Annotated in this window: 13 protein-coding genes; 3 read left to right on the top strand and 10 right to left on the bottom strand. The window is 70.9% G+C overall.

What is annotated here, in order from left to right:
* Nucleotides 1-1,011 carry a DUF4097 family beta strand repeat-containing protein gene (locus tag OOK38_RS06900; RefSeq protein WP_266762658.1) on the bottom strand — a complete coding sequence of 337 codons (1,011 nt, stop codon included), beginning with the start codon at nucleotides 1,009-1,011 and terminating at the stop codon, nucleotides 1-3.
* Nucleotides 1,012-1,176: 165 nt separating this feature from the next.
* Between OOK38_RS06900 and OOK38_RS06895 the strand changes: the two genes are divergently transcribed.
* Entirely contained in the window at nucleotides 1,177-2,016 is an 840-nt protein-coding gene (locus tag OOK38_RS06895) for a hypothetical protein (RefSeq protein ID WP_266762659.1), read from the top strand.
* Nucleotides 2,017-2,229: 213 nt separating this feature from the next.
* Here the strand turns inward: OOK38_RS06895 and OOK38_RS06890 are convergent, their stop codons facing one another.
* From OOK38_RS06890 to OOK38_RS06860, 7 genes are all read right to left on the bottom strand, one after another.
* Entirely contained in the window at nucleotides 2,230-2,415 is a 186-nt protein-coding gene (locus OOK38_RS06890; protein ID WP_030190019.1) for a DUF6104 family protein, read from the bottom strand.
* A gap of 197 nt (nucleotides 2,416-2,612) precedes the next feature.
* Nucleotides 2,613-6,419 (bottom strand): multifunctional oxoglutarate decarboxylase/oxoglutarate dehydrogenase thiamine pyrophosphate-binding subunit/dihydrolipoyllysine-residue succinyltransferase subunit, encoded by a 3,807-nt coding sequence (locus OOK38_RS06885; RefSeq protein ID WP_266762661.1) that lies wholly within the window; start codon nucleotides 6,417-6,419, stop codon nucleotides 2,613-2,615.
* Nucleotides 6,420-6,700: 281 nt separating this feature from the next.
* On the bottom strand, nucleotides 6,701-7,837 hold the full coding sequence (locus OOK38_RS06880) for a HAMP domain-containing sensor histidine kinase (RefSeq protein ID WP_266762663.1): 1,137 nt from the start codon (nucleotides 7,835-7,837) through the stop codon (nucleotides 6,701-6,703).
* A 62-nt stretch (nucleotides 7,838-7,899) separates the two neighbouring features.
* On the bottom strand, nucleotides 7,900-8,637 hold the full coding sequence (locus tag OOK38_RS06875) for a response regulator transcription factor (RefSeq protein ID WP_266762665.1): 738 nt from the start codon (nucleotides 8,635-8,637) through the stop codon (nucleotides 7,900-7,902).
* 113 nt (nucleotides 8,638-8,750) lie between these two features.
* On the bottom strand, nucleotides 8,751-9,428 hold the full coding sequence (locus OOK38_RS06870; protein WP_266765849.1) for a spermidine synthase: 678 nt from the start codon (nucleotides 9,426-9,428) through the stop codon (nucleotides 8,751-8,753).
* A 538-nt stretch (nucleotides 9,429-9,966) separates the two neighbouring features.
* Nucleotides 9,967-10,245 carry a hypothetical protein gene (locus OOK38_RS06865; RefSeq protein ID WP_266762667.1) on the bottom strand — a complete coding sequence of 93 codons (279 nt, stop codon included), beginning with the start codon at nucleotides 10,243-10,245 and terminating at the stop codon, nucleotides 9,967-9,969.
* A gap of 273 nt (nucleotides 10,246-10,518) precedes the next feature.
* Nucleotides 10,519-11,181 carry a GNAT family N-acetyltransferase gene (locus tag OOK38_RS06860; protein WP_266762669.1) on the bottom strand — a complete coding sequence of 221 codons (663 nt, stop codon included), beginning with the start codon at nucleotides 11,179-11,181 and terminating at the stop codon, nucleotides 10,519-10,521.
* A 296-nt stretch (nucleotides 11,182-11,477) separates the two neighbouring features.
* Between OOK38_RS06860 and lon the strand changes: the two genes are divergently transcribed.
* Nucleotides 11,478-13,892 (top strand): endopeptidase La, encoded by a 2,415-nt coding sequence (gene lon, locus OOK38_RS06855; protein WP_266762671.1) that lies wholly within the window; start codon nucleotides 11,478-11,480, stop codon nucleotides 13,890-13,892.
* A 114-nt stretch (nucleotides 13,893-14,006) separates the two neighbouring features.
* Here lon and OOK38_RS06850 read toward each other — a convergent pair whose 3' ends face one another.
* Nucleotides 14,007-14,825: a lysozyme gene (locus tag OOK38_RS06850; protein ID WP_266762673.1), complete on the bottom strand. Its 819-nt coding sequence runs from the start codon at nucleotides 14,823-14,825 to the stop codon at nucleotides 14,007-14,009.
* Nucleotides 14,826-15,124: 299 nt separating this feature from the next.
* On the opposite strand from OOK38_RS06850, the gene OOK38_RS06845 reads away from it, so the two are divergent.
* Nucleotides 15,125-15,643: a MarR family winged helix-turn-helix transcriptional regulator gene (locus tag OOK38_RS06845; RefSeq protein WP_266762675.1), complete on the top strand. Its 519-nt coding sequence runs from the start codon at nucleotides 15,125-15,127 to the stop codon at nucleotides 15,641-15,643.
* Nucleotides 15,644-15,692: 49 nt separating this feature from the next.
* Here the strand turns inward: OOK38_RS06845 and OOK38_RS06840 are convergent, their stop codons facing one another.
* Complete coding sequence (locus OOK38_RS06840; RefSeq protein ID WP_266762677.1) at nucleotides 15,693-16,481, bottom strand: protein phosphatase 2C domain-containing protein; 789 nt, start codon at nucleotides 16,479-16,481, stop codon at nucleotides 15,693-15,695.
* Nucleotides 16,482-16,812: the final 331 nt, after the last annotated feature.

Below are 16,812 nucleotides of genomic sequence, written 5' to 3'. Positions count from 1 at the left end.
TCAGAGCACCTTCTTGTCGGTCGGGGTGTCGGCCGGCCGGCCTTCGGCGGCATCGTCTCCGACGGTGTCGCTCGCGACGGCACTCGGGGTGCCGCTCGGGGTGCCGCTCGTCGTGTCGCCGGTGGCGTGGCCCGCGGTGTCGACGGGGCCGGTCGGCGGGGCCGCTTCCCGGGGTTCCGGTGCCTCGTCGTACGTCTCGTCCTCCGCCGGGGGCCTGCGCAGCAGGGCGATGGAGCCCGAGACGGTCACCGCCTTCAGCCTGCCGTTGCCCGCGCCGAGACGGCCCGTGATCTTCTTGGCACCCCACTGGCCGTTGACCCGCAGGTCCTCGAAGGCGCTGGAGACGGTGCCGCTCGCGGTGTTGGCCTCCACCTCGGCGTCCGCCGGGTGGGGGAGCCGGATGGCGATCTCGCCCGAGACGTTCGACAGCTGGACGTCGGTGGGCGCGCCCGTCGCGTCCAGGTCCACGATCATCGAGCCGCTCACCGATTCGGCCCGCACGGAGGTGCCCGAGCCCTCGACGACGGTCAGGTCGCCGGAGACCGAGTGGAAGCGGAGGTCGCCGGTGACGGCCTGGGCCTCCAGGTTCCCGGAGACGGTGTCCACCCGAACGGGGCCGGCGACGCGGACGAGGGTCGTGTCGCCGGTGACGCCCTTCACCTCGACCCGCCCGTCCACCCCGGAGACCACGGCGGCGGCGCCGACGACGCCCACCTCGACGCGCGTGCCGGTCGGGACGGCCAGCGAGACCACCGCCGCACGGCGCCAGCCCTTGCGGTCCAGCCACTTGAGGAAGCCCTTCCAGGGAAGGTCCTCATAGGCCACCGTGAGCGTGCCGCCCTCCTGGGTCACCTGGAGCGGCGGGCCCTCCAGCTCGGACACCTCCAGCCGGGCGGAACCCTCGTCGGTCCCCACGACGTTCACTGTTCCGTTGACGACGCGCACGCGCAGCGTCGTCACGGGGTCGTCGAAGGAGAGCTTCTTCGGCTCTGCCACGGACCACTCGGACATGGTGCAGACCTCCTCGACCGGACCGGACCCGTACGCGAATCCGAACTCGACGCGCCATATCGCGTCTTCCGTTATTCACGATATATCGCGGATACGGAAAGTCAAGACACCCGTTCTGGGGATCATCAGTGCGTTGATATGGGCAAATCGCCCTAAAGTGGGGCTATGTCGACTGCCTCCGGCGAGTCCCGGGACGACCACCCGGTCCAGGCCCCCGGCGCCCTGCTCCTCTGCCGGGCCCGTCCCGAGTCGGTCGGTCCCGCCGCCCAGTTGCTGCGCGAGCGGATGCTGCTCGCCGGGGCGGGGCCCGAGTGGAGCGTGCTGGTCCCCGAGGGCAGGCCCTGGCAGCACGGCGAGGAACCCGTCGACCGGGTGCTCACCGGCTGGGCCGCGGCGCTCGCCGTCGGCGCTCCCTGGCCCGTCCTCGCCCTGTGGTGGGACACCGACCGCAGCGGCTTCACCCTGGCCTCGGGTTTCCGCCGCACCGTGGGCTACGAATGGCTGGCGAACGGCACCCCGGTCGGCGAGGACGAGGCGATGCGCACCTTCGCCGCACGCCTCGGCCTCGACCCGGTGCTCGACATGCAGTCCCTGGAACCGTTGACGCAGCCCGATCCGGCGGCCGACGCCCACGCGCGCGTGAGCGGGCTGCTCGGGGTCCTCACGCGCGCGGGGCTGGCCCTTCCGGCCGGGCTCGAGCCCGGCCGGTCCGCGGACCGGCTCCTCGACGCGGCCCGGATCCGGCCCGACGCCGAGCAGGTCGAGTGGACCGGCTGGCGTGCCGCCGTCGGCGCCGAACTCGACGTCGTGGAGAGCGGCGGCCTCGGGCCCTGGCTGCGCGGTCCGAGGGCGCGCACCCTCGCGGCGGCCCAGCTGGCCGTCGGCCTCCCGCTCACCGCCTGGGGCGTACGGCGCCACAGCGGCGGCTGGATCGTCGCCGGTGCGGTCCTGATGCTCCGCGGCGCCCTCGGCCTGGCGTACGACCGTCTGCGCGCCTTCGACTGACGCGACCGCAGTCCCCCTGGAGCCGGGCCCGCTTCCCCGGGGACCGGTCGCCCTTGCCGTGCACGCTCGGATGCCCTGCCACGCAGGCGCGATGCTCGGCCACGCAGGCGCGACGCTCGGCCACGCAGGCGCGGCGCCCTGTCGCACCGGCCCCCGGACGCCCCCGCCCGGAGAGGACCCGTCACCCCACCCCGAGGAGCGGCGCCGGAGTGTCTACTCCTCGTCCTCGTCCTCGTCGTCCAGCCGGGCCAGCCAGGTCGCCAGCCGCTCCACCGGTACCTCGAAGTCCGGGTTGAGGTCGACGAACGTACGCAGCTGCTCGGCGAGCCACTCGAAGGTGACCTCTTCCTCGCCGCGCCGCTTCTCAAGTTCCTCGATGCCGCGGTCGGTGAAGTACATGGCTGGTGCTCCGTCGGTGAAAGGGAAGGGAAACGCTGGACAAAAGGATAGGCGGGGGCCCGGAGCCCGGAGCCCGGAGCCCGGAGTGCGGGGTCCGGAGCCGGACCGGGCCCCCGGACAAACCGGAGACCCGGCCCCCTCGAGAGGGAACCGGGTCTCCGACGGCGTACAGGCGATGCGTACCGCCGTGCCGCGGCCTAGGCCTCGAACACCTCGCGCACCAGCTGCTCCTGCTCCGCCTGGTGCCGCTTCGCGGAACCGACGGCGGGCGAGGAGGAGTGCGGACGCGAGATGCGGCGCAGGCGCTCGGCGCCCGGGACGTCCGCGCCGACCGCCAGGTCCAGGTGGTCGATCAGGTTGAGCGCGATGAACGGCCAGGCACCCTGGTTCGCCGGCTCCTCCTGGGCCCACAGGTACTTCTCGGCGTTCGGGTACTTGGCGATCTCCGCCTGGAGCTCGGCACCCGGCAGCGGGTACAGGCGCTCGATACGGATGATCGCCGTGTCCGTGCTGCCGCGCTTCTTCCGCTCGGCCTCCAGGTCGTAGTACAGCTTGCCGGCGCAGAACACGACCTTGCGCACGGCGGCCGCGTCGACCGAGTCGTCGCCGATGACCGGGCGGAACTGACCCGACGTGAACTCCTCCGCCTTCGAGGCCGCCGCCTTGAGGCGCAGCATCGACTTCGGGGTGAAGACCACCAGCGGCTTGTGGTGCGGGTTGTGCACCTGCCACCGCAGGAGGTGGAAGTAGTTCGACGGCGACGTCGGCTGGGCGACCGTCATGTTGTTCTGCGCGCACAGCTGGAGGAAGCGCTCGATCCGGGCCGAGGAGTGGTCCGGGCCCTGGCCCTCGTAGCCGTGCGGGAGCAGCAGGGTGACGCCGGACGTCTGGCCCCACTTCTGCTCGGCGGCCGAGATGTACTCGTCGACGACCGTCTGGGCGCCGTTGACGAAGTCGCCGAACTGCGCCTCCCACATCACCAGCGCGTCCGGGCGGGCCAGCGAGTAGCCGTACTCGAAGCCCATGACCGCGTACTCGGAGAGCAGCGAGTCGTAGACGTTCAGGCGGGCCTGCTCGTCCGAGAGGTACTGGAGCGGGGTGTAGTCCTCGCCCGTGACCCGGTCGATCAGCACCGCGTGACGCTGGCCGAAGGTGCCGCGGCGCGAGTCCTGGCCGGACAGCCGGACCGGCGTGCCCTCCAGGAGCAGCGAACCGATGGCGAGGGTCTCGCCCATGCCCCAGTCGATCGTGCCGTCCTCGATCATCGACGCACGGCGCTGGAGCTGCGGGAGCAGCCGCGGGTGCACGGTGACGTTGTCCGGGATGTTGACCTGGGACTCGGCGATCCGCTTCACGATCTCCTGGGAGACCGCGGTGGACACGGCGACCGGGAACTCGGCCTGGACGTCCGGGACGTGAGCCTCGGGCGCCTGCGCGACGGCCTCGCGGACCTCGGTGAAGACCTTCTCCAGCTGGCCCTGGAAGTCCTGCAGCGCCTGCTCGGCCTCTTCGAGGGTGATGTCGCCGCGACCGATCAGGGACTCGGTGTAGAGCTTGCGCACCGAGCGCTTCTTGTCGATCAGGTCGTACATCAGCGGCTGCGTGAACGCCGGGTTGTCGGACTCGTTGTGTCCGCGGCGGCGGTAGCAGATGAGGTCGATCACGACGTCCTTGTTGAACGCCTGGCGGAACTCGAACGCCAGCCGCGCGACGCGGACGACGGCCTCGGGGTCGTCGCCGTTCACGTGGAAGATCGGCGCCTCGATCATGCGGGCCACGTCGGTGGCGTACATGGAGGAGCGCGACGACTCCGGGGCGGCGGTGAAGCCGACCTGGTTGTTGATGACGATGTGGACCGTGCCGCCCGTGCGGTAGCCGCGCAGCTGCGACATGTTGAGCGTCTCGGCGACCACACCCTGGCCGGCGAAGGCCGCGTCACCGTGCAGGGCGACGGGCAGGACGGTGAAGTCCGTGCCGCCCTTGTTGATGATGTCCTGCCGGGCGCGGACGATGCCCTCGATGACCGGGTCGACCGTCTCCAGGTGGGACGGGTTGGCGGCCAGCGCGACCTTGATCTGCTCGCCGTCCAGGCCGGTGAAGGTGCCCTGGGCGCCCAGGTGGTACTTCACGTCGCCGGAGCCGTGCATCGACTTCGGGTCGAGGTTGCCCTCGAACTCGCGGAAGATCTGCGCGTACGACTTGCCGACGATGTTCGCGAGGACGTTCAGGCGGCCGCGGTGGGCCATGCCGATGACGACCTCGTCCAGGCGGGACTCCGCGGCGCTGTCGATGACGGCGTCGAGGAGCGGGATGACGGACTCGCCGCCCTCCAGGGAGAAGCGCTTCTGGCCGACGTACTTCGTCTGCAGGAAGGTCTCGAAGGCCTCCGCCGCGTTCAGGCGGCGCAGGATGCGCAGCTGCTCCTCGCGCTCCGGCTTGGTGTGCGGGCGCTCGATGCGGTCCTGGATCCACTTGCGCTGCTTCGGGTCCTGGATGTGCATGAACTCGATGCCGGTGGTGCGGCAGTACGAGTCGCGCAGCACACCGAGGATGTCGCGCAGCTTCATCAGGGACTTGCCCGCGAAGCCGCCGACGGCGAACTCGCGCTCCAGGTCCCAGAGCGTGAGGCCGTGCTCGGTGATGTCCAGGTCGGGGTGCTTGCGCTGGCGGTACTCCAGCGGGTCGGTGTCGGCCATGACGTGGCCGCGGACCCGGTAGGAGTGGATCAGCTCGAAGACCCGGGCGGCCTTGGTGACGTCGTCGTCGTGGCTGGCGTCGATGTCCTTGAGCCAGCGGACCGGCTCGTAAGGAATGCGCAGGGCCTCGAAGATCTCGTCGTAGAAGCCGCTCTCGCCGAGCAGGAAGTTCGCGACGATGCGCAGGAACTCGCCCGAGGCCGCGCCCTGGATGACCCGGTGGTCGTAGGTCGACGTGAGCGTCATGACCTTGGCGATGCCGAGCTTGTTCAGGGTGTCCTGGGAGGTGCCCTGGAACTCCGCCGGGTAGTCCATCGAACCGACGCCCATGATGACCGACTGTCCGGGCATCAGACGCGGGACCGAGTGGACGGTGCCGAGACCGCCGGGGTTGGTCAGGGAGACCGTGACACCGGTGAAGTCGTCCATCGTCAGCTTGCCGTCACGGGCGCGGCGGACGATGTCCTCGTAGGCCTGCCAGAACTCGAAGAAGTTCAGCGTCTCGGCCTTCTTGATGCCCGCGACGACCAGCTGGCGGTCACCGTTGGGCTTCACCAGGTCGATGGCGAGGCCGAAGTTGACGTGCGGCGGCTTGACGAGGGTGGGCTTCCCGTCCTTGTCCGCGTAGTGCCAGTTCATCGACGGCATGGCCTTGATGGCCTGCACCATCGCGTAGCCGATGAGGTGGGTGAAGGAGATCTTCCCGCCCCGGGCGCGCTTCAGGTGGTTGTTGATGACGATGCGGTTGTCGAAGAGCAGCTTCACCGGGACCGCGCGCACGGACGTGGCCGTGGGCAGCTCCAGCGAGGCGTTCATGTTCTTCGCGACGGCACCGGCGGGGCCACGCAGGGTGACGTACTCGGGGCCCTCGGGCGCCTCTGTGGCCGGCGCGGCCTTCGGCTTCGCGGCGGCCGGAGCGGCCTTCGCGGGAGCCGGGGCGGCAGCGGCGGGCTTCGGTGCCGCGGGAGCGGCGGCCGGAGCGGGCGCGGGCGCGGCCTGGGGAGGAGCCTGGCGAGCCGCGGGCGCCACGGGGGCGGCCGACGCGGCAGGCGCGGACGTGGTGGTCCCTGCGGCCCCCGCGGCCGCAGTACCCGCCGGGCCCGAGGCGGCGGGTACTGCGGCCGCGCCGGGCTTGTAATCGGCGAAGAAGTCCCACCAGGCTCGGTCTACCGAATTCGGGTCCTGGAGGTACTGCTGATAGATCTCGTCGACGAGCCACTCGTTGGCACCGAAGGCGGCCGCGGGGTTCTTCCCGGCGGCTTGGTCATCGGTCGAGATACTCGAGTTACTGGGGGACTGTGGCGACACGGCGCTAACCGCCCTCTTCCGCTTCGCAAGGTGATGGACAGCGGGAATAAAGGCTACGCCTCCCTGGCCGAGAAGGTCAGGCCGGGCCCGTCCAACGTCGCGTAAGTCACATCGGAATCCGTGTTTCGCCCATGGAAATGGCGGGAAACAAGCGAAGTTCCGCTTCGGAATGGGTACGTCGACCGCGGGTCGCGGCGTGCTTCACGCGGCCCTGTGCCTGATCACACGTGTACGCACGCGGCGACAGTGGTGGATCTTGCGACTCCGGTTCGAACTTTACGTCAACTTGGCAGAGAAGGGAGTCCCGGAAGGATGACCTGGATCCGGCAGCCCCGCTGGGATTCGGCCACGCCGATGCGTCCGCCGTGCAGATCGACCGCCCAGCGGGCGATGGCCAGGCCCAGACCCGTACCGCCGTCGCTGCCCGGACCGTGCGGCGCGGGCACCCCGCCCCGGTTGAACCGCTCGAAGACGCGGTGCCACTCCGACTTCGGAATGCCGGGCCCCTCGTCCAGGACCTCCAGGGCCAGCGACTCGGGGTAGGCGCCGCGTCGCGCCTTCACCGTCACCCGGCCGTGCGGCGGGCTGTGCTTGACGGCGTTGTCGATGAGATTCGCCACGACCTGGTGGATCCGCTCCGGGTCCGCGTGCGCGGTCAGCTCCGGCGGGGACACGTCGAGGTGCAGATGGACGTCCGTGCGGGTGTGGCTGCCGGAACCCGAGGCGATGTCCGCGCGCGCGGAGGCGACCATGTTGGCCTCCTTCAGCACACCGGACAGATAGGGCCACACCTCGAAGCGGCGCCTGCGCAGCGGCACGACCCCGTTGTCCAGCCGGGACAGGTCGAGAAGGGTCTCCACCAGCCGCCCGAGCCGCTCCGTCTGCTTCAGCGCCGTGCGCATCGTCTCGGGGTCGGCCGCCGAGACACCGTCCACGACGTTCTCCAGGACCGCGCGCAGACCGGCGATGGGGGTGCGCAGCTCGTGCGAGACATTCGCCACGAGTTCCTTGCGCTGGCGGTCCTGGGCCTCCAGCTCGTCCGCCATGAGATTGATCGTCTGGGCCAGGTCGCCCAGCTCGTCCCGCCGGTCGTCACGCACCCGCCGGGTGTAGTCGCCGTGCGAGATGGAGCGGGCCACGGCGTTCATCTCGTCCAGCGGCGCGGTGAGCGAGTGCGCCACGAACTGCGTGATGAGCAGGGTGGCGATCATCGAGAAGACCGTGATGAAGCGGAGCTCCGTCTTGGTGTGCACCGCGATCATCGACAGACCCGTGGTGATGAGCACGGAGATGACGACCAGCGCGCCCAGCTTGGTCTTGATCGAGAAGGGCCGTACACCGCCCCAGGGGCCCGCGCTCCTGCGCTCCCCGGACGCGCGCTCGGCGAGCCCGCGTCCTCTCTCTCCGAGTCCGCTCATCACATCAGCCCCTCACGCAGGTCCCGATCACGCAGGTCCCGACGTTCCGACGGAGCCCCGGCTCAGGGAGTCGGGGTCTCGAGTGCGTAGCCCACGCCGTGCACCGTACGGATCCGCTCGGCACCGATCTTGCGACGCAGCGCCTTGATGTGGCTGTCGACGGTCCGGGTGCCGGAGGCGTCCGCCCAGTCCCACACCTCGGCGAGCAGCTGCTCGCGCGAGAGTACGGCACGCGGCGTGTTCGCGAGGCAGACGAGGAGGTCGAATTCCGTGGGAGTGAGGTGCACGTCCTCGCTGCGCACCCGCACCCGGCGCTGCGCGTGGTCGATCTCCAGCTCGCCGAGGCGCAGGATGCCGCTGCGCGGCGTGGAGGCAGCGACCACCGCGCGCTCGACCCTGCGGAGCAGGACGTGCACGCGAGCGGCCAGCTCACGCATCGAGAACGGCTTGGTCATGTAGTCGTCGGCGCCGACGCCGAGCCCGACCAGCATGTCGGTCTCGTCGTCGCGCGCGGTGAGCATCAGCACCGGCACCGGGCGGGCGGCCTGCACACGGCGGCAGACCTCCAGACCGTCGAAGCCGGGCAGCATGATGTCGAGGATCAGCAGATCGGGCTGCCAGGCCTCGGCGGTGTCGACGGCGGCCGGACCGTCGCCCGCGGTTTGCACGAGGAATCCCTCGGCTCTCAGGCGGGCCGCGATGGCGTCGACGATCGTCGGGTCGTCCTCGACGACCAATACCCGGCGCTGAGCGCCCTGGGTCGCCGCCGTGCCGTTCTGGGAGGTGTGTGTCTGCTCCATCGCCCGCCCCTGAAGTGTGCTTTCCGGAATCCGTGGGGTGATCCCATGACTGCGCTTGACGCTTGAATGATCCGCGTCAGGCAAGCAGGGTACGGGCAGTCACGGTGCCTCGGCTATCCAGGCCTTACCGCGAGGTGCACGACGTCGGGAACGCCCCGGGCAACAGGGATCTCTTCGGTACGGATCCGCTGGAATCCGGCATTCCGCAAGGATCCTTCAAATTCCGGAGAGGGCTGTGCCGACCACACGGCGAGCACGCCGCCCGGCTTCAACGTCCTTGCGCAGCCTGCCAGTCCGGACGTTCCGTACAGCCCCGCGTTGCCCTCGGTGACCGTCCAGCCGGGTCCGTTGTCGATGTCGAGGCACAGCGCGTCGAACGTGTCGGAGATCTCATTGACGTACTCGACGAGATCGGCCTCGACGATGTCCGTGCGCGGGTCGGCGAGCGCCCGGGCCGAGAGTCCGGCGAGGGGGCCGTCCCGGTGCCAGTCGATGATGGCCCGCTCGCGCTCGACCACCGTGATGCGCCCCCAGCGGGGGTCGGCGGCCGCGTGCGCGAGCGAGAATCCGACGCCGAGCCCGCCGATCAGCACACTCGGCTCCGGGCGCCCGTCCAGGGCGTCGCACGCCGCGTCCACGAGCAGTCGCTCGGAACGCCCGTCGGAGGTGTCCATCAGAAAGCACCCGTTGGCGATGATCTGCAGCAGCGCGCCGTGGCGCCGCAACACGACCTCGCCGTACGGGCCCTCGCGGCGGTCGATGACCACGGGGATGTCGTACGAGGCAGTCATGGCCGCCATCCTGGCAGTTTCACCGGAACGGGTGGCCGGAATTTCGCCGGGGTCCGGCTCCCACGGAAACGCCGGATCCCGGGTGCCGTCGGGCACGTCGGAAGCGACGCCCGCACCGCCGCCATCGGTCGCGGCAGGCCGGAGGGCGGCCGCCCTGGGCCGCGTCGCCCGCCCGAAGGCGACGTCGAGGAACGTCGCGTCGCTCGCGCCGAGGCCGGCGATCGGGGCGGCGGCCCGTTCGGCGATCCGGGGGAGGACCGCAGGCCGTTCGAGGTTGACGCACACCTGTACGGGCACCGCGTCCAGCAGCCGCCGGAGTGTCCTTCAGCCCGTCCTCGGCCTGTCCTCGGATGTCCTTCGGCCCGTCCTCGGATGTCCTTCGGCCCGTCCTCGGCCCGTCCTCGGCCCGTCCTCGGCCCGTCCTCGGGGAGGGCGAGCGAGCCGGCGTAGAAGAAGGACTCGAAGAGCCCGGGAGGCACCCCGGAGGACAGAGTGACCGCACCGCCTCCTGTCCCTTGAGAGTCGCGGGCGGGACCCGCTAGTTGGTGAGCGACCCGTTCTGGGCGTCGGACGCGGACTGCCAGGCCTGCATGCCCGCTCGGGACGCCTCCTTGGCCTGCTGCCACTTGATGGCCGCCTGCTGGGCCGGGGTCACATCCATGTCGCGGACCAGGCGCCGACCTGCGGAGAACACGGCGACGGCCGCGATGACCATGCCGGTGCACGCCACTACGGCACCGGTCACGGTGAGCACGGCGCCGGTGGTGACGAGCCGGCTGTCGATGTCGATCGTGTGCTGGGAGTGGTGATGGTTCATGACTCCACCTTCCAACGGCAGGCGGCCACCTCGCATCCCGATCATCAGCTCGAGCGGCCGGGCGACCCGCGTCGTGTGAGGTGCGGCCCCGGTGGCGGGCGAGGAGGTGACCGGCGGCCGGAGCCGCCGCCGACGTATGACGATCGTCCGTGCCACCCGCCGCGCGCCAGGTCGGCTCACCCATCCGAGCCCGGCCCTGGTCGCGGGGGAGACCCGCACCACCGACTCGTCTGTTCCGGAGGGACGTGCGTACGCCGTTCGAGGAATCCGGCGCTAGGACCGGTCCCCGACGAAGTGCCCGCTCAGCAGTGGCGCCTCCACCCGCCACCCCAGGGACTCGTACAGCGCCCGTCCCTCCGGTGTCCCCGCCAGGACTCCGGTCTCGGCGCCCTGGTCCGCGGCGGCCCGGGTGAGGGTCCGCATCACGAAGCGGCCGAGCCCGCGCCGCCGGTGCTCCGCCGACGTCTCTATCTGGTCGACGACCGCCGTCCCGCCCGTGGGGGCGATCTGGCCGCGGGCCGCCCAGGAGCCGTCCGACGCCGTGACCAGGGCGCGCGTGACGCCACCGCGGGTCCAGGTGCGCAGCCGGTAGCCGGAGGGAAGGGCGCTGTCCTGGGTGGCGCTGCCTGCGTCGGCCAGGGGCACGGACATCAGGTAGCCGGGCTCGGGGTCGATCCACCAGCCCGCGCCGAGCCAGGGCCGGACGTCCGAGGGTTCGGCGAAGACCTTGAGCCAGACTCCGGCCGCGGTCACCGCGTCCGCGACCTTGCGGACCGAGGCCTCCTCGACCTGGTCGTTCGTCGCCCCGAGGACATGGCGCGTCACGTGCCCCTTCTGTCCCACGTCGATCGTGTACCCCCATCCCTCGGCGACGGGCGGCGCCGCCCCGCGCGAGACGACCCATCCGTCCACCCAGGCCCGCACGATCCTGTCCACGTTGCCCCCTGCGCTCGCTTCCGGTTCATGTAATGGTCACTGCCTCAGGTGGCCCATTACCTGCCCGTGATGATGCCAGGGCGGACCGGCGTCGCGCCACCCCTTGAAGGGTGCTCGGGCGGCGGCTTCTCGCTCGACCGGATCCGGCCTCGCGGATCGCTGATGACCAGCGGTGATGCGTGCGGGGCCGCAGCCGATCGGAAGTGATCGCTCAGAGCGAACGGTCCCGGGGGAACATTGGGCGGCCTCCGTGCATTGAGTCGGCATAGCTCAACTTGACTGCCGAAGGGGAGATCATGGCTTCGACGTCCGCATCACTCACCCTGCCCGTGCTGCCGCTCGACGACGAGGTCGTGCTGCCCGGGATGGTGGTTCCGCTGGATCTGAACGACACCGATGTGCGTGCCGCGGTGGAGGCGGCCCAGGCCGCCGCCCGGTCAACGCCCGGCAAGCCTCAGGTACTCCTGGTGCCACGCATCGACGGGACCTACGCGAGCACCGGAGTGCTCGGCACCGTCGAACAGGTCGGCCGGCTGGCCGACGGCGACCCGGGCGCGCTGATCCGCGGGCGCGGGCGCGTGAAGGTCGGCGCGGGGACCACCGGTCCCGGTGCCGCGCTCTGGGTCGAGGGCACCCGGATCGAGGAGACCGTGCCCGACCCCCTGCCCGGCCGGGTCGCCGACCTGGTGAAGGAGTACAAGGCCCTGGCCACCAGCTGGCTGCGCAAGCGCGCCGCCTGGCAGGTCGTGGACAGGGTGCAGCAGATCGACGATGTTTCCGCCCTTGCCGACAATTCCGGTTACTCACCGTTCCTGACCGTCCAGCAGAAGGTCGAGCTGCTGGAGACCGCCGACCCCGTGGCCCGGCTGAAGCTCGCCACCGAGCAGCTCCGCGAGCACCTCGCCGAGCAGGATGTCGCCGAGTCCATCGCCAAGGACGTCCAGGAGGGCGTCGACAAGCAGCAGCGCGAGTTCCTGCTGCGGCGCCAGCTGGAAGCCGTACGCAAGGAGCTGCGCGACCTCAAGGGCGAGGACGGCGAGGACGAGTCCGACGACTACCGCGCCCGCGTCGAGGCCGCCGATCTTCCGGAGAACGTCCGCGAGGCCGCCCTCAAGGAGGTCGAGAAGCTGGAGCGGTCCAGTGACCAGTCGCCCGAGGGCAGCTGGATCAGGACGTGGCTCGACACCGTCCTGGAGCTGCCGTGGAACGAGCGGACCGAGGACGCGTACGACATCCAGGGCGCCCAGTCCGTGCTCGACGCCGAGCACGCCGGGCTGGAGGACGTGAAGGAGCGCATCACCGAGTACCTCGCCGTGCGCAAGCGGCGCTCCGAGCGCGGTCTCGGAGTCGTCGGCGGCCGGCGCGGCGGTGCCGTGCTCGCGCTCGTCGGCCCGCCCGGCGTCGGCAAGACCTCGCTCGGCGAGTCCGTCGCGCACGCCATGGGCCGCAAGTTCGTCCGTGTCGCCCTCGGCGGCGTACGGGACGAGGCCGAGATCCGCGGACACCGCCGTACGTACGTCGGCGCGCTGCCCGGCCGGATCGTCCGCGCCATCAAGGAGGCCGGGTCGATGAACCCGGTGGTCCTGCTCGACGAGATCGACAAGGTCGGCTCCGACTTCCGGGGCGACCCGGCGGCGGCGCTGCTCGAAGTCCTCGACCCGGCGCAGAACCACACCTTCCGCGACCACTACCTGGAGGTCGAGCTCGACCTCTCCGACGTCGTGTTCCTGGCCACGGCCAATGTGCTCGAAGCCATCCCGGAGGCCCTGCTCGACCGCATGGAGCTGGTCCGCCTCGACGGCTACACCGAGGACGAGAAGGTCGTCATCGCCCGGGACCACCTGCTGCCGCGTCAGCTGGAGCGGGCCGGTCTCGAGAAGGACGAGGTCGTCCTCGCGGAGAGCGCGCTGCGCAGGCTCGCCGGGGAGTACACCCGGGAAGCGGGCGTGCGCAATCTGGAGCGGGGCATCGCCCGGCTGCTGCGCAAGGTCGCGGCCCAGCACGAACTGGGCGAGCGGGAGCTGCCGTTCACGGTGACCGACGACGACCTGCGCGGGCTCATCGGGCGCCCGCACCATGTGCCCGAGTCCGCCCAGGACCCGGCCGAGCGCCGTACGGCGGTGCCCGGTGTCGCCACCGGTCTGGCCGTGACCGGCGCGGGCGGTGACGTCCTCTACGTGGAGGCGTCGCTGGCCGACCCGGAGACGGGCGCGGCGGGTCTGACCCTCACCGGTCAGCTGGGCGACGTGATGAAGGAGTCGGCGCAGATCGCGCTCTCCTTCCTGCGCTCGCACGGCGCGGAGCTCGAACTGCCCGTCGGCGACCTGAAGGACCGGGGAGCGCACATCCACTTCCCGGCGGGCGCCGTACCCAAGGACGGCCCGAGCGCGGGCGTCACGATGACGACCGCCCTGGCGTCGCTCCTGTCGGGCCGGCTGGTCCGCACCGATGTGGCCATGACCGGCGAGGTCTCCCTGACCGGCCGTGTCCTGCCCATCGGCGGCGTGAAGCAGAAGCTGCTCGCCGCGCACCGGGCGGGTGTCACGACCGTGATCATCCCGAAGCGCAACGAGGCCGACCTGGACGACGTCCCGGCCGAGGTCCTGGAGAAGCTCGACGTCCACGCCGTCACGGACGTCCGCCAGGTCCTGGAGCTGGCACTGGCGCCGGCGACGAACGGCGCCGTGCCGGAGGTTCCGGTGGCGGCGTGACGGACGCCCATCGGAGGGGAAGGCCCGGGTCCCGTGAGGGAGGCCCGGGCCTTCGCCGTGCGTCAGGCGCGTGCGCGGTACGTCAGGTGCCCGCGCACGCGCGTCCTGTGCGGGTCAGCCTTTGGCGAGGGCCACCACGCGGTCCAGGGCGCCGTTGAACTTGTCGTGGTCCCCGACCGTCGGGCCGGACGAGGTGTACTGCCACATCGTGTAGAACCCCCAGCCCGCGGGGAGCGTCCCCGGATCGGAGGCGTAGCGCGCGATCCACAGCGGGTTGGCGGAGGCGAAGCCGCCGTAGTTGCCGGTGCACTGGGTCCACCAGGTGGCGGCCGTGTAGATGACCGCGTCGCGCCCGGTGCGGGCCTTGTACTGGGTGAGGAAGCTGCTGATCCAACTGACCATCGCGCTCTGTGTCTTGCCGTAGCAGGCGGCCCCGTACGGATTCCACTCGATGTCGAGGACACCGGGCAGGGTCTTGCCGTCCCTGGACCAGCCGCCGCCGTGCTCGACGAAGTAGTTGGCCTGGGTGGCGCCGGTCGTGGTGTCCGGGGTCGCGAAGTGGTACGAGCCGCGGATCATGCCGACGTTGTACGCGCCGTTGTACTGCTGGGCGAAGTACGGGTTCGTGTAGTACGTCCCCTCGGTCGCCTTGGTGTAGGCCCACCTGACCCCACTGCTCCACAGCGTCGACCAGGCGACGTTGCCCTGGTGCCCGGAGACGTCCACGCCTTCCGTCTGGGTGGCGTCACCGGTGGACGGCGTGCCGTCCTGTCCGTCGTGGGCGATGACCCCGATGCCCATCCGGGCGGAACCCCGGGCGGGGGTGTCGGCGGCGGAGGAGGGGAGGGAGTACAGGAGGGAGAAGGCGGCGAGCAGGGTTCCTACCGCGAGCACGCGCAGGCGGTGGGCCGTTCCGGATCTGTGCACGGGCATGTGCGTGCCTCCGAAGGGCGATGGAACTCCGGAGGGGCTCGGGGGAGCTCGCCGGAGCTCGGTGGGGGGAGCGCGGGCACGCGTGCCGAAGGGGGGATCAGGCCGTCCTCGACCTGGGGTGGCGTGCGCATGCCAGCGAATAAGTGTCTGATAAAGAAGCTACGCACGTAGACGACGGCGTGGGAAGAGGGGCCGGAGGCTGCCGTTGGTCTACGCCTGCGAAATACTGGCGGAGCTGCGGCAACGGCGAGTTCTGGCAGAAACTTTCAGGATCGGGAAACCGGGTCAGGGGTGCTGACGTGCACGAGCACGGAAACGACGGCGGACGTCCGGTCGAATCCGACGTGTCGGGAAATGGTGTGGACCGGCCCGCGCCGCACGGCGGCGCGGAGCGCGAGTTCCTTTCCCTGGAACGCGAGTTGACCGTGTTCCTGCGCCGCGCCCGTGCCAACCAGGGGGAGATGGCCCGCGAGGTCCATCCGGACCTGGAGTCCGCCGCGTACGGACTGCTCGTCCGCCTCGAGGAGTGCGGCCGGCAGCGCGCCACGGAACTCGCCGCCTACATCGGCGTCGGCAAGGCCACCATGTCCCGGCAGCTGCGCGCCCTGGAGGAGTTGGGCCTCGTGGCACGCGAACCCGATCCCGCGGACGGCCGTGCCTGGCTCGTCCACCTCACCGAGGAGGGCCGCGGCCGCGTCACCAGCGTCCGCGAGGCCCGCCGTGCCCGCTACGTCAGCCAACTCGCCCACTGGGACCAGAACGAGGTCGCGGAACTCGCCCGGCTGCTGCACCAGCTGAACCTCGGCATGGAGAAGTAGCCCGCCGGCCGGCCGCCGTTACCGCCCTCCCGCAGCTCCCCGTATCTCCTCACAGGTCCACGAACACCACCGTCGCGTCGTCGTGCTTCTTGCCCCGCCGAGGACGCGACCCCTCCGGCGCGTCCGCGCGTTCCAGGCCCCGGACGCGCTCGACGAGGGCGGGGGCCCCCTCCTTGCGTACGAGGGCGAACAGATCGGCCCAGTCGCCCCTGTGGAACCGCTCCACCCAGCGGGTGGCGCCGTCCGTGAGGGCCGCCAGGGCGCGGACGGAGGCGCGCGGGAGTGTGCCCGTCACCGCGCGGGAGGCCACCGAGGGGTCCGCGGCCGCCGTGAAGAAGCCGCCCTCCCTGTTGCGGACGGTGGCGTCGGCGACGGCGTCCGTGGTGAGCGAGGCGCGGGGGAGACGGGAGAGGCGGTCGTCCAGCAGGGCGGTCACCTCACCGGTGGGCGATTCCACCAGCAGGGCCGAGTCCGAGAGCACCAGGTACTCGACGTCGGACGGGGACCACCGTGCGAGGACGACGGTTGCCTGGGGTGTGCGCGGGTGAGAAAGGTCACAGGTGCCGGCATGTGCTTCGGCCACCCGGCCGATCGCCCGCGACAGGACCTCCGGCAGGGGCAAATCCCCCTGCGAAACGGACAGTTCGGTCAGTGCCCCGCCGAGTCGCGCGGAGAACCAGGGGACCGAATGAACACAGCCGTAGCCGCCGCGAGGGGGTGTCACCCCGTCCAGCACCACCAGTGAACCGCCCTGTCCTGAAGCGGGAAGTCCGACCGATGCGAAGTCCTCATTGGGGCGGTCCGGGTCACCGGGCTCCGAGACGAGTTCAGTGCGCATCCCGTCAGTCTGCACGAGCCCTTCACAAGGTCCCCGAAACGGCGGCAACGGTCGCACGATCGCCCGGACCAGCAGCTCAGGCGCCAGGTTTGGCATGGAATGATCGACTCCGGCAACACGTGGCGGCGAATACTGCCAAAGCCCGTCCCCGACGTCCAACCGGCCCGCCGGGCAAGCCCCTCACGCGCGCCCCGGAAACTTGCCCGCCAACTCCCCTCCGATGTTCACTCCTTCGGGTGGCGGGTCAGATGATGCGGGACCACTGCCCACCGGCACTGGGAGGGTCGGGAGCCGTACCGGGCGTACGCCCCGATTGACGGGACGTCACCCG

It is taken from the genome of Streptomyces sp. NBC_00568, from assembly GCF_026341855.1.
GTDB lineage: Bacteria > Actinomycetota > Actinomycetes > Streptomycetales > Streptomycetaceae > Streptomyces.
Note: the sequence above shows the minus strand (reverse complement) of the source record. Positions and strands in the feature narration are given on the sequence as shown.

Excerpts from the sequence above, each read along its gene's own strand:
- OOK38_RS06880 (WP_266762663.1), bottom strand. The coding sequence starts at position 7,837 with ATGAGCGGACTCGGAGAGAGAGGACGCGGGCTCGCCGAGCGCGCGTCC.
- OOK38_RS06840 (WP_266762677.1), bottom strand. The coding sequence starts at position 16,481 with ATGCGCACTGAACTCGTCTCGGAGCCCGGTGACCCGGACCGCCCCAAT.
- OOK38_RS06900 (WP_266762658.1), bottom strand. The coding sequence starts at position 1,011 with ATGTCCGAGTGGTCCGTGGCAGAGCCGAAGAAGCTCTCCTTCGACGAC.
- OOK38_RS06850 (WP_266762673.1), bottom strand. The coding sequence starts at position 14,825 with ATGCCCGTGCACAGATCCGGAACGGCCCACCGCCTGCGCGTGCTCGCG.
- OOK38_RS06890 (WP_030190019.1), bottom strand. The coding sequence starts at position 2,415 with ATGTACTTCACCGACCGCGGCATCGAGGAACTTGAGAAGCGGCGCGGC.
- OOK38_RS06895 (WP_266762659.1), top strand. The coding sequence starts at position 1,177 with ATGTCGACTGCCTCCGGCGAGTCCCGGGACGACCACCCGGTCCAGGCC.
- OOK38_RS06875 (WP_266762665.1), bottom strand. The coding sequence starts at position 8,637 with ATGGAGCAGACACACACCTCCCAGAACGGCACGGCGGCGACCCAGGGC.
- OOK38_RS06865 (WP_266762667.1), bottom strand. The coding sequence starts at position 10,245 with ATGAACCATCACCACTCCCAGCACACGATCGACATCGACAGCCGGCTC.
- lon (WP_266762671.1), top strand. The coding sequence starts at position 11,478 with ATGGCTTCGACGTCCGCATCACTCACCCTGCCCGTGCTGCCGCTCGAC.
- OOK38_RS06870 (WP_266765849.1), bottom strand. The coding sequence starts at position 9,428 with ATGACTGCCTCGTACGACATCCCCGTGGTCATCGACCGCCGCGAGGGC.